The organism is Nocardia sp. CA-135398 (genome assembly GCF_050955845.1).
In the GTDB taxonomy this organism is placed as follows: Bacteria; Actinomycetota; Actinomycetes; order Mycobacteriales; family Mycobacteriaceae; genus Nocardia.
Genome location: NZ_CP192084.1, coordinates 7965767 through 7980254 on the forward strand (window position 1 = coordinate 7965767; position 14488 = coordinate 7980254).

Annotated in this window: 1 pseudogene; it reads right to left on the reverse strand. The window is 66.5% G+C overall.

The features are described 5' to 3' along the window. Positions 1-2: 2 nt before the first annotated feature. A pseudogene (locus ACQP1T_RS35420) lies at positions 3-14387 on the reverse strand (amino acid adenylation domain-containing protein); the annotation flags it as partial. Positions 14388-14488: the final 101 nt, after the last annotated feature.

Here is a 14488-nt window from a genome sequence, read left to right on the forward strand (position 1 = left end):
TTTCAGTCATCAGTCTCCATTGCGGGTTTCCGCCAGACGTCTATCAGCACCTTGCCGATTTCGGCGAGTCCGGGGGCGGCGGTCATCTGCCAGTGGGTGGTCGGTACGGCACGGTTGTCTACCGTGCCGTCGACCACGTCGGCCCAGATCGACGCACCGATCGAACCGGTGGCATCGTCCGACGCCGCGGTGAAGTAGATGACGTCGCCGTGGAATCGAACGGGCTGATAGTCATTGCGCAGCACCACCGAATGCACGGCCGTATCGAGCACCCGGGTGAACCGGTCGGAGCCGAAGGAGGCGAACGGTTCCGGCAGCTCGACCAGCCGCTCGGCCAGTTGCGCCAGGTCGATATCGGCGGCGAAGCCCAGGTCACCGGCCTGTTCGCCGAGCAGGCCGCCGATGAGCTCGGCGACCGGCACGGGTGAGCCCGCGCCCTGCGCGCGTTCGTCGGGGGGATCGGCCATATAGCTGTCCATCACCGCGAGCGTGGCCACCCGCTGACCGGCCCGCTGCAACTGCACCGCGATCTCGTGCGCGAAGACACCGCCCATCGACCAGCCGATCAGGTGATACGGCCCCTTCGGCTGGACCGAGCGGATCGCATCGACATAGATCGCGGCCCACTCCTCGATCGTGTCCGGCAGCGCCGCCGATGCGGCCAGCGTCGGCGCTTGGATGCCGTAGATCGGCCGGTCGGAATCGAGATAGGCCGCCAGCCCCGCGAACGACCATGCGATCCCGGAGACCGGATGGATGCAGAACAGCGGATCAGCGGTACCCGTCGCACGCAGTGGCAGCACCACATCGAAGGCCGCCTCGCCCTCGACCTGCCCACTCGCCCGGCGGGCCAGCTCGGCCAAGAAGCCCGTCGGGGTCGGCGCGGTGAATATCCGCATCACCGGAATCTTCTCGCCGAGCAGCGAACTCAGCCGCGCGGTCAGCTTCGTGGCGATCAGCGAATTGCCGCCGCGCTCGAAGAAGTTGTCGTCCATACCGAATCGGTCGAGATCGAGCACCTCCGCGAAGGCCGCGGCGACGGTTTCCTCGGTCGGCGTCGCCGGTGCGCGGTACTGCCGTGCCTCGAATGCGGGTTCGGGCAGTGCGCGTCGGTCCAGCTTGCCGTTCGGCGTCAGCGGCATGACATCGAGCACCACGATGGCGGCGGGAACCATATAGCCGGTGAGGAATTCGGCCACCTGGACGCGCAACTCATCTGAATCGATGCTGGCACCGGCCGCAGGCACCACATAGCCGACGAGCTGATCACCGAGACGTTCGCTCGAGCGCACCAGCACCACCGCCTGGCTCACACCGGGACAGCGCAGCAGCGCGGATTCGATCTCGCCGAGTTCGATTCGGAAGCCGCGCAACTGAACTTGCTGATCACTGCGCCCGGCGTAGGCGAGTCCGGAATGGCCCCAACGTCCGAGGTCACCAGTGCGGTACATGCGAGATCCGGGCGCGCCGAAGGGATTCGCGACGAAACGCGCCGCCGCAAGTCCAGGCCTGCCGAGGTATCCCCTGGACAGCTGGGCTCCGGCCACATAGATCTCCCCTGGTGTCCCGACCGGCACGGGATGCAAGCGCTCATCGAGCACATAGCCGTCCAAACCGGGCAGCGCACGTCCGATCAGGCTGTCCGGACTGTCCGCGATCTGCTTGTCCAGCGCCAGGAACGACACGTGCACCGTGGTTTCGGTAATCCCGTACATATTCACCAGGCGCGGCGCATCCGCGTCATGGCGCTCGTACCAGCGCCGCAACTGCCGCAGATCCAATGCCTCACCACCGAATACGACATGCCGCAGCGCGAACTCGCGATCCCCATCGGCCGCTCGATCGGCCTCGATGAGCTGATAGAAGGCCGACGGCGTCTGGTTCAGCACGGTGACCTGCTCGCGAATCAGCAACTCGCGGAACAGTTCCGGTGCCCGCGAGGTCGCGTAGTCGACAACGACCACCGCACCGCCGGTGGCCAACGCACACCACAGCTCCCACACCGAGAAGTCGAAGGCGAAGGAGTGGAACAGCGTCCACACATCCGTCTCGTCGAAACCGAACAGCGGCTGGGTATTCGCGCACAGCTCGACCACATTGCGATGCGCCACCCCAACGCCCTTCGGCACACCCGTCGACCCCGAGGTGTAGATGACGTAGGCGAGGTGATCGGGTAACAGCGGTGCGATGCGATCGGCATCGCTGACCGGGCGATCATCGAATTCCATTGTCTCGTCGAGCAATATCACCGGCAGCTCGCCGACCGGCACATCGGCACGCTGTTCCGCCGTGGTGAGCACACAGACCGGCACCGCATCCGACAGCACGAAGGCCAGCCGCTGCGCCGGATAGGTGATATCGATCGGCAGATACGCCGCACCCGCGGTGAGCACACCCAGCAACGCGACCGGCAGCGCTTCGGTGCGCGGAACCGCGACGGCCACCAGTGATTCCGGTCCGGCACCGGCGGCAATCAGCGCCCTGGCCACCCGATTCGCCCGCCGCCGCAGTTCCGCGAAGCTCAGCGCGGTATCGCCGAAGCGAACCGCCACCGCATCGGGCCTGCGCCGGGCCTGATCGGCGATCAGCTCGGGCAGTGTCGCGGCGGGCACCCACGCACCGCGCGAATTCCATTCGTGCAGCACCCTGGTGCGCTCGTTCGGTCCGAGCAGTTCGATATCGCCGACGGTCACCGCGGCATCGGCGACGACCGCGCTGAGAATGCGGGCGAACCGATCGGCGAAGCCCTGTACCGTCACGGCGTCGAACAGGTCTGTCGCATAGGTGAATTCGGCCCGCACGCCCTGGGTCTCACCGCGCGGACCGATCCGCTCGTTCAGCGAAAGCCGCAGATCGACCGTGAACGGATCCGTTGTGTGGTGCCCCATGGCGACCTGGAACAGCGGATGCCTGCCGGGCACCTGGACCGGATCGAGTAGTTCGACGAGTTGCGCGAATGGCACATCGGCGGACGCGAATGCGGCGGCATCGGCCGCGACGACCGAGGCGAGCAGGTCATCGAAGGTCGCACCCGGGTGGTAATCAGTGCGCAGAACCACGGTGTTGTTGAATGTTGTCCCAGAGACCGCAGCCGCGTCGGTCAGACCGGCCGCGGCGACCAGTTCACCGAAGGTCGGATTGCTATCGGTGCGCGGCATCACCGCGTTGTTGAAGGTTGTCCCAGAGATCCCGGCCGCGTCGGTCGGATCGACCGCGGCAACTAGTTCACCGAAGGTCGGATTGCTATCGGTGCGCGGCATCACCGTGTTGTCGAAGGTTGCCCCCGAGGCCGGTGCGCCGATGGCTATATCGGTGGTGCCGGACAATCGCGCCAACAGCACCGCGAAAGCCGCATGCGCCACCACGAATATCGAGGTATTCCTGGCCTCGGCAAGCCGACGCAGTTCGTGGTGCAGGTGCACACCGATCTTCAGCTCGACCTGCCCGCCGTTATAAGAAGGTACGGTCGAGCGCGGACGATCCATCGGCAACGTCAACTCGTCCGGCAGTCCTGCCAGCGTGCTGCGCCAGTATCGAACCTGGGTGAGTACGTCCGACTCCGCACTATCACGCACGGCCGCAACCGAATCCGCCGTGACGAAGGCACCGAGCGCGGAGCGCAACCGCTGAGTCAGCGCCCGCGCCGCCGAATCCGCGACGGCATCGCCGCGATACAGCACCTCCACCCGCAGCTCGGCCCCCAGTTCGGCCCGTACGGTCACCGGATAGTGGGTGTAGTCGACCGAACTCACTCCGCCGACCACCAGCCCGTCGACAGCGCTGCCCGCCTGCCGCAGACCATCGGCATCGATCGGATACGACTCGTAGGCCACCAGCGTGTCGAACAACTCGCTGCCGCCCGCGATCGCCTGGACATCGGCCAGCCCGAGATAGTGATGCTCCAGCAGCGCCGCCTGCTCACCTTGCAGCTCGGTGAGCAACTGCGAAACCGTTGTGGCCGAATCGAATCGGACGCGCACCGGGATGGTGTTCACGAACAGTCCGACCATCGCGTCGACACCGTCGAGCTGCGGTGGACGTCCCGAAACGGTGACGCCGAAGACGACATCATCGCGTTCGGTGATACCGGCGACCACCACGCCCCACGCCGCCTGCAGCACCGTATTGACAGTGACCTCGGTGGCCGCCGCGAAGGACGTCAGCGCGGCCGTCTCGGTCGCCGACAGTTCGAATACCGACCTGCCGAATCCATTGTCCGGCACCGCGGGTCGCACCAGCGCGGGCGCGAGCAGTGTCGGCGCGACCTCGGCCAGCGCGGTTTCCCACGCGCGCAGGGTGGCTTCGCGGTCCTGGCGCGACAGCCACGCCAGATAGTCGCGATACGGCCGCGCGGCGGGCAGCAGCGCGGTATCGCTCCTGGTCGCGTACAGGATCAGCAGATCCTTCATCAGTAGCGGCATGGACCAGCCGTCGAGCAGGATGTGATGCGCCGTCAGCACCAGGTGTGTACGCCCGGATGTGGTGCGGTACACCGTGAATCGCAGCAGCGGCGCCGAGGCGGCATCGAATCCGGTGCGCTGGTCGGCGGTGAGCAGCTCGGGCAGGTCGGCGTCGGACACCTCGGTGACCAAGCGCCACGGCACCCGAACACCGTCGGCGATGAGCTGCACCGGTTTGCCGTTCGCGCCGAAAGTGAAGGCGCTGCGCAGATTCGCGTGCCGGTCAAGCACCGCCTGTGCGGCGCGGCGCAGGCGGTCGAGTTCGAATTCGCCGGAGAGTTCGACGGCCACCTGAATGACATAGGGGTCGACCGACTCCAGCATTTCCATCAGGAACAGCAGGCCGGTTTGCAGTGGCGACAGCGGCAGTACCTCGACCAGGCCTGGGTAGTTCGCCCGCCAGATGTCGAGTTCGTGCTGGGTGGTCGACACGAGCGGCACGTCCGACGGGGTGAGACCACCGGCGTTCGGGTCAGCGACATGCCGGGCCACCGCCGTCAGCGCGGTGAGCCAGTCGTCGGCCAGTTCCCGCACCGACGCCGCGTCGAGGATTTCACCGGCGTACTTGAACACCACGTCCATCCGTGGTCCGGCATCGGTATCGACGACGACCGCATTGATATCGACCACGGCCGAGGCGGGCAGTGCCGGATCTTGGCCGTCCTCGAGATCACCCAGCTCGCCGGACGGGAGCCAGGCCGGATCGGTCAACTCCGCCGCGCCACCGGTGGTTACCCGGCCCAGATAGTTGAAACCGATCTGCCCGATATCACCACCCAGACCCGAATTCAGTTGGCGCAGTAGCCCGAAGCCGATACCCCGATCCGGAACCGCGAGCAACTGCTCCTTCACCGACCGCAGTACCGCCGCGGTCTCGTCGGCAACGCCGGTGAGATCGAGCGCCACTGGATACACGCTGGTGAACCAGCCGACCGTGCGGGTCAGATCGGCGCCGGGCACGGTCGCTTCCTCGCGTCCGTGGCCCTCGAGTCGAATCCTGGTGACCGGGAGGTCGATACCGCGGCGCGCCCGCCAGGTGCGCACCGCCGTGGCCAGCGCCGCGAGCAGACCGTCGTTGACACCGCCCCGGTACAGCGCGGGCACCGTGGTCAGTACCGCATCGGCGACATCGACCGGCACCTCGACCGTCAACTGTCGCACCGTCGCGTGGGTATCGACGGCGGGATCGAGCGCACGCGAACCGAGCAAGGGATCGGGTGTGGCCAGCACAGTGCGCCAGTAGTCGAGTTCGGCCATCCGCGACGGCGAACCAGCCGCCTCGACCAGACCGTGCGCCCATCGCCGGAACGATGTTCCGACCGGCGGCAAGGCAATGGCCATCCCGGCGGAGCGCTGGGCCCATGCGGTGATGAGGTCCGGGATCAGAATCCGCCACGACACCCCGTCGATCACATAGTGGTGCGCCGCGACAATGAGCAGATCGCGTGCGTTCGACCTGCGCAGCCAACTGAACGCGACCATCCGGCCCGCGGCCGGATCCAATTCCGCCAGCGCGGAAGCCACAGCGGCATTGCCGATTCGGTTGAGCTCGGCCTCGTCGGGCACGTCGACCTCGGACAACAACACGTCCAGGGTGCCGGGCGCGGCCACCTGCTGCCACCATCGGCCGTCGACCTGCCACACCCGGGCCCGCAACATGTCGTGGTGGTCGAGTACGGCAGCGAGCGTGGCGGCCAATCCGCTGCGATCGATACCCTCCGGCAGCGTGAGCACCAGGGTCTGCGCGAATCGGCCGAACGACCCGTTCTCGAGGAAGCCAGCGAGCACCGGTGTGAGCGGGATATCGCCGACACCGCCACCGGGCAACTCGGCGAGCACGACCGGCGCGGGATCCGTGCCGAGCACCGCGACCCTGGCCAATCCGGCCACAGTCTTCTGCTCGAAGACATCGCGCGGGGTGAAGCCGATTCCGGCCGCCTTGGCCCGGGAAACCAACTGGATCGAAACGATGCTGTCGCCGCCGATGGCGAAGAAGGAGTCATCGGCTCCGACCTGCCGCACACCGAGCACCTGCGCGAACAGCTCCGCGATCCGCGATTCCAACGGGCTGGACGGTGCCCGCGACACCGTGGCGGTGAAATGCGGTTCGGGCAACGCGGTGCGATCGAGCTTGCCATTGCTGGTCAGCGGCACCGCGTCGAGAACGACGACGGCCGAGGGCACCATATGCGAAGGCAGCACGCGCGCCGCGAATTCGGTGAGTCGGTCCGGGTCCACGATCCGATCGGCCACCGGAAGCACATACGACACCAGCACCGTTGCGCCAGCGGCGGTTTCGCGCCCGAGGGTTACCGCGAATTCGACATCCTCGTGGCCGCCGAGCACCGCGTCGATCTCCCCGAGTTCGACACGGAAGCCGCGTATCTTCACCTGGAAGTCGCTGCGCCCCACATAATCCAGCTCCCATCGCCCCGCCGGAGTCGCGTACCAGCGGACCAGGTCGCCCGTGCGGTACATCCGGGCACCCGGCTCGCCCCACGGGTTGGCCACAAAACGTTCCGCGGACAGTCCGGCTCGATTGCGGTAACCGCGGGCAAGTGCACCGCCCGCCAGATAGAGCTCACCCGTCACCCCGGGCGGTACCGGATTCAGCCGGGTGTCCAGCACCAGTGCGGACATGCCGCGTACCGGACTGCCGATCGTAATGTGCTGTCCCGCGGTCAATTTCGCATACGACGAGATAATGGTGGTCTCGGTCGGGCCGTAGCCGTTGTAGTACCTGCGACCGGGCTGCCACTTGGCCAGCAGTTCGGGTGTGGTGACATCGCCACCGACGGAGAGCATTTCGAGATGTTCGAGGCCGGTCGGATCGACCGTGCCGAGGACCGCCGGTGTGATGATCGCGTGCGTGACCTGTTCGGTGCGCAGCAGATCACCGAGTTCGTGCCCGCCCGGAACGGTGGACGGCACGATCACCAGGGTCGCGCCGACCGAAAAGGTGCACAGCCATTCCAATACCGACGGGTCGAAGCTCGGCGCGCAGATATGCAGGAAGCGGCGGTTGGGCGCCAAACGGTAGAGCTCGATCGCGTGTTCCAGTAGACCGCCGAGTCCGGCGTGGGTCACCGTGACGCCCTTGGGCATACCGGTCGAACCCGAGGTGTAGATGACGTAGGCCGGGTTGTGCAGGCGCAGTGGGGCGATCCGGTCGACATCGGTGATGGGGGCGGCGGATCGGTTGGCGCACAACGCCTCCGTCGCGCGATCGCCGAGTGCGAGCCACGGCACGTCATCGGGGAGGTCACCGAGGTGTCCGACCGAGGTCAGTCCGATGACCGCGGCCGAGTCGGTCAGTAGGTACCGGATCCGTTCCAGCGGATGGTTCGGATCGATCGGCACATGTGCGCCACCGGCCTTCGCGACGGCCAGCACAGCGGCAACCATCTCGTAGGAGCGCGGAAAGGCCAGCGCGACCAGACTTTCCGGGCCGACGCCGCGCTCGATCAGCACCCTGGCCAACCGCGACGAGTACCGGTCGAGTTCGCGGTAGCTGATCGAGCGGCCCGCATACCGGATCGCGACCCGGTCCGCCCCCAGGCGCAACCCGCGCAACAGCAGATCGGGCAGCAGCCCACCCGCCATCACCTGATCCGGCTGCACCCGGGTCAGGAATTCGACCTCTGATTCGGCCAGCAGCGGCAGATCACCCACCGGAGTTTCCGCATTCGCGACGATCGCGGTGAGCAGCCGCACGAACCGATCCGCGAATACCCGCACCGTTTCGCCGTCGAAAAGGTCACGCGCATAGGTGAACGCCGCGAACATGCCCGAACTCGACTCGCGAATCGCCAGGGACAGATCGAATTTCTCGATAATGAGATCGAAATCCACCGGGGCGACCTGCAAGCCGGGCAGCTCGAAGGAATTGTCCGGCAGATTCTCGAACGTAAGCGCCACCTGGAACAGCGGATGCCGTGCCGTCGAGCGTTCCGGTTCGAGCAGATCCACCAAACGCTCGAACGGAATATCCGCGTGCGCGAAGGCCTGGAGGTCCACATCCTTGGCGTGGGCCAGCAGTTCGGCGAAGGTGCTGCCGCCCGATACCTCGGTGCGCAGCACGAGCGTATTCACGAACATGCCGATGACATTGTCGAGTTCGGCCTCGCCACGCCCGGCGACCGGCGTACCGATGGCGATGTCGTCGGTGCCCGACAGGCGCGCCAGCAGTACCGCCAGCGCGGCGTGCACCACCATGAACAGGGTGGCATTGTGCTCGCGGGCCAATCGCACCAGCGCCGCGTGCAACTGCGCATCGATCGGGATATCGCATCGGCCGCCGATGAACGACGGGACCGCGGGCCGAATCCGATCCGAGGGCAGGTTCAGCTCATCCGGCAGCTCGGCCAGGGCCTGCCGCCAATAGGACACCTGTTGTCCGGCAAGTGAATCCGGATCCGATTCCGAGCCGAGAACGGCCCGCTGCCACAGCGCGAAGTCGGCGTACTGCACCGGCAATGGCGTCCACGTCGGAGCGGATCCGCCGGTGCGCGCGATATAGGCCAGCATCAGGTCACGGGTCAGCGGACCCATGGACCAGCCATCGGCACTGATGTGATGGGCCACGAGCACCAGCACGTATTCGCCGTCGCAGCACAGCAATTCCGCGCGTACCGGCACTTCGGCGGTGACATCGAAACCCGCACCGACCAGCTCGACGATTCGATCCCGCAGCTCATCGGCAGCGACATCCACCGGAGTCAGATCCGGAACCGCCTGTCCCACAGGCAGAATCACCTGGTACGCGATACCGTCGCGAGACGGATACACGGTGCGCAGCACTTCATGCCTGCCCACCACATCGGCGACCGCCGATCGCAGCGCATCGATATCCAGTGCACCGGTCAGTCGCACCGCAACCGGCACGTTGTAAGCGGCCGATTCGGTATCGAACTGGTTCAGGAACCACATTCGCTGCTGTGCCAGCGACAACGGCACCCGGTCCGGTCGCATCCCCGCGGTCAACGGCGGCCGTCGACCGGAGCCGACCCGCTGCTCGACCCGAACCGCCAGCGCCGCGACGGTGGTCGCCTCGAACAACACCCGCACCGGCACCTGCGTATCGAGCGCCGCGCCCAGCCGCGCCGCCACTTGGGTGGCGATCAGCGAATTGCCGCCGAGCGCGAAGAAATCGTCATCGATCCCGACCTGATCCAAACCGAGCACATCGGCGAACACCCCGGCGACGATCTCCTCGATCGGCGTTGTCGGCGCACGGAAGACCTGGGTCTCGAACTCCGGCGCGGGCAAGGCCTTTCGATCCAGCTTCCCATTGGCATTGCGCGGCAGCGCGGGCAGCACCACGTAGGCGGCGGGCACCATATAGGACGGCAGCGCACGGGCCAGCGCCGACTTCACCTGTGCCACATCGATATCGACGCCAACCAGATATGCGACGATCCGATCACCGGTCCGCCGATCGACATCGGCGATCACCGCGGCCTGCGCGATCTCCGGCAGCGCGATCAAGGCCGCCTCGATCTCCCCCAGCTCGATCCGGAACCCACGGATCTTCACCTGGAAGTCGGTGCGACCGCGATACTCCAATTCACCGGCGGCATTCCAGGCCACCAGGTCACCCGTGCGGTACATCCGAGCACCCGACTCGAACGGATTCGCGACGAACCGTTCCGCCGTCAGATCGACCCGCCCGAAGTATCCGCGCGCCAATTGCGCACCGGCCAAATACAACTCACCCGAAACACCCACCGGCACCGGACGCAACCGCGAATCCAGCACGTAGACGCGACTGTTCCACTCCGGAGCACCGATCGACACCAAGGCCGTATCCGCGTCGGTCACTCGATGGTTGGTGACCGACACCGCCGCCTCGGTCGGACCGTACAGATTGAACAGTTCCTTCTGCGGATAGATCTCCCGGAATCGCTGTGCCAGCCCCGCGGGCAGCGCCTCACCGATCACCAGCACCCGCCGCAAGGTGAACGGCAGCCGTCCGGTCAACAGCGCGTCCAGCATCGACGGCACCACATGCAGTGTCGTCACCGACTCCCGCGCCATCAGATCGTTCAGGTAGGCCGGATCCCGATGCCCGTCCGGTTGGGCAAGTACCAATCGCCCGCCGAATACGGCCGCCGACCAGAACTCCCACACCGACAGATCGAAGGTCGCGGCGGTCTTCAACAACACCGCATCGCCCGGACCGAGTGCGAATTCGGCTGTCTTCCAGAGCAATTGGTTGACGATCGCGGCATGCGATACGGCGACACCCTTCGGCCGCCCGGTCGAACCCGACGTGAAGATCACATACGCGGTATTCGCCGCGCGCAGCGGCCGCACCCGCTCACTATCGGTAATCGGCGTCTCGGCAAGCCGACCGAGATCGAGCCGGTCCAGGCGCACCACCGGTGCCAGCTCGGTTTCGAAACCCGCTACCGCATTGGTCAATACGCAGACCGGTGCGGCGGTACCCAGAATGTAGTCGGTCCGCGCCGCCGCCTGGTCCGGATCCACCGGCACATATGCGGCACCGGCCTTGGCCACCGCGTACATCGCGACAACCAGATCCACCGACCGTCGGAATGCGAGCACCACCCGCGACTCCGGACCGACACCTCGCGAAATCAGGTGCCGCGCAAGACGGTTCACCCGGGCATCCAGCTCGGCATAGGTCACCGGTTCGCCGTCCGCGCCCATCAGCGCCACCCCGCCCGGTGTCGCGGCCACGGTCGCATCCAAGAGCGATACCAGCGTCGCCGTCGCATCCACCGCATGGTCGGTCGCATTGCGGCCGGACACCAGCTCGGTCCGTTCCACCGCGTCGAGCAATCGCAGCTCACCGACGACCGTGCCCGGTGCGGCGGCGATCTCGCCGAGCAGGCGCGCGAACCGAGCTACGAAGCCCTGCACCGTCGGACCGTCGAACAGATCATGGGCATAGGTGACAGCACCATGGATACCGGCGGGCCGACCCGTCTCGTCGTACTGATCACCGATGATCCAGTGCAGATCGAACTGCGATACCGCGGCATCGAAGTCCACCGCCGATACGGTCAGTCCAGGCAGCTCCAGACTCGTCGCGGCCAGATTCTGGAACGACAATCCCACCTGGAACAGCGGATGCCGTGCGGTCGAGCGGACCGGATTCAGCACCTCGACGAGTCGTTCGAACGGCACATCGGCATTGGCGTAGGCGCCGAGATCCGTCTCACGCTGCCGTGCGAGCAATTCGGTGAACGGCGCGGATTCATCGACCCGGGTCCGGAACACCAGGGTATTGACGAACATGCCGATCAGCTCGTCCAGCGCCGCCTCACCGCGACCGGCCATGGGCGTACCGACAGCTATGTCATCGGTGCCCGACAACCGAGCCAGCAATACCGCCAAGGCCGCGTGCACGACCATGAACAGCGTCGCACCCTCGGCACGCGCCAATTCGACCAGCGCGCGGTGGGTTTCGGCATCGATATGCACCGGCACCTTGCCACCGGCGAAGGACTGCACCGGTGGCCGCGGCCGATCCGTCGGCAGCTCCAGCTGATCGGGCAGCTCGGCGAGTGCGTCGCGCCAGTAGGCGATCTGCCCGGCCGTCAACGACTGCGGATCGTCCTCACTGCCCAGCAGCTCGCGCTGCCAGATGCTGTAGTCCGCGTACTGCACCGGCAGCGGCGCCCAGTCCGGCGCGGAACCGGCCGACCGAGCGGCGTAGGCGGTCATCAGATCGCGCGTCAACGGCCCCATCGAGCTGCCGTCACCGGCGATGTGGTGCACCACCAGTGCCAGTACGAATTCGGCAGGCGCGTCCTCGACCTCGAACAAGCCGACCCGCAGCGGCACCTCGGCGGTCACATCGAACGTTGTCGAAAGCAGTTCGCGCACAGCGGATTCGAGCTGCTCGGCCGCGACTGCCCGGACCGTCAGCTCGGGCACCGATTCATCCGCGGGCAGAATCAGCTGCACCGGGCCAGCATCGGTGTTGGGATACACCGTCCGCAGGACCTCGTGTCGCGCAACCAGATCCGCCACCGCCGCCCGTAGCGCGGCGACATCCAGGGCACCGCTCAACCGCACCGCGACCGGAATGTTGTAGGCCGCCGATCCGGTATCGAACCGGTTCAGGAACCACATCCGCTGCTGAGCCAGCGACAACGGAATCGCCGCCGGACGCGGACCGGCAACCAATGCCTTGCGGTCACCCGCACCGGCATGTCGCGCCACCGCGGCGGCCAGCCCGGCGACGGTCGGCGTCTCGAAGAGCAGACGCACCGGAATTCGGGCATCCAGCGCCGCACCGAGGCGCGCCATCAGCTGGGTGCCGATCAGCGAATTGCCGCCGAGTTCGAAGAAGTCGTCATCGGCACCGACCGGCACTTCGAGCGTGAGTACCTCGGCGAAGAGCTCGGCGACTACCGGCTCGATAGCACCCGACGGCGGGCGGAAAGTCTTGGTGCGCAACTGCGGCGCGGGCAGTGCCCGACGATCCAACTTGCCGACCGGGGTCAGCGGGATCTCGTCGAGCACCATAATGGCGCTGGGCACCATATGGGCTGGCAGTTTGCTCGCGGCCAACTGGGTCAGTTCCGTCGTATCGATGGCGAATCCATCGACGGCACGCACATACGACACCAGAATCGTTGCGCCGCTGTCCTGTTCGTGTCCGATGGTGACCACGAAATCGACGCCGTCATGTGCGGCGAGCACCGCATCGATCTCACCGAGTTCGATGCGGAAACCACGGATCTTCACCTGGAAATCATTGCGCCCCAGGTATTCCAACTCGCGCTCGGCCGTCCAGCGCACCAGATCGCCGGTGCGGTAGAGCCGCGAGCCCGGCTCGCCGAACGGATCGGCCACGAACCGAGCGGCGGTCAGTCCCGGTCGGTCGTGATAGCCGCGGGCCACCTGCGCACCGGAGATATAGAGTTCGCCGACGACCCGGCCCGGCACCGGCGTGAGCTCCTCATCCAGCACATATTCGGTGATCCCGCGGATCGGCCCACCGATGGTCACCGGTTCGCCCGGCACCAGCGGTGCGCTGATATTCGTCATGATCGTGGTCTCGGTCGGGCCGTAGCCATTGAAGAATTCCCGGATTCGGCCATCCACGATCGGCAATACCCAGCGCTGCACCAACTCCGGCGGACAGGCCTCACCGCCCGCGACCACGACGCGCAGCTCGTCCAGCCCGTCGACGGGCAGCGAGGCGAGCGCGGCCGGAGTGATGAAGGCGTGCGTCACCCGCTCCCGGCGCAGCAATGCGGCCAGTTCCGCGCCGCCGTACACCGTCGGCGCGGCGACGACCATGGTGGCGCCCCGACTCAGCGCGAGCAGCAACTCCAATACCGACGCGTCGAACGAGGGCGAGGCGAAATGCAGTGTGCGCGAATCGGAGGTCAGTGTGTAGCGTTCGCGCTGCTCATCACAGAAATTCGACAGCCCGGCCTGGGTGACGACCACACCCTTGGGGGTCCCGGTCGACCCGGAGGTGTAGATGACATAGGCCGGATGCTCGGCACGCAGTTGCCCGATCCGGTCCGCGTAGGTGATCGGTTCCGGCGAATATGCCGCGATGTCTGCGGTATCGATGGCGAGCCACTCCGGGCCGTCGGGCAGATCCACCGAAGCGACGGTAAGCCCCAGCGCCGCACCGGAATCCGACAGCATGTGGGCGATGCGATCGGCGGGATAGTTCGGGTCGACGGGCACAAATCCGGCACCCGCCTTGGCGATCGCCCACACCGCGACCACCGATTCCACCGATCGCGGAATACCGACCGCGACCAGATCCTCCGGGCCGATACCGCGTTCGATCAGCAAGCGCGCCAAGCGGTTCGACCGATCGTCGAGTTCGGCGTAACTCAACCGCGCCAACGTGGTCGTGGCATCCGCGAACACGACCGCGGGTCCGGCCGGATTGGCCTCCACGGCGGTGGTGAGCAATTGCGGCAGGGTCTTGATCCGCGGGCGTCGAGTCCGGTTGGGCCGCTCGCGATTCGGCCGCGTCATGCGCCGAACACCTGTCGCGCACCGCGCGCGAACGCCAACACACCTTC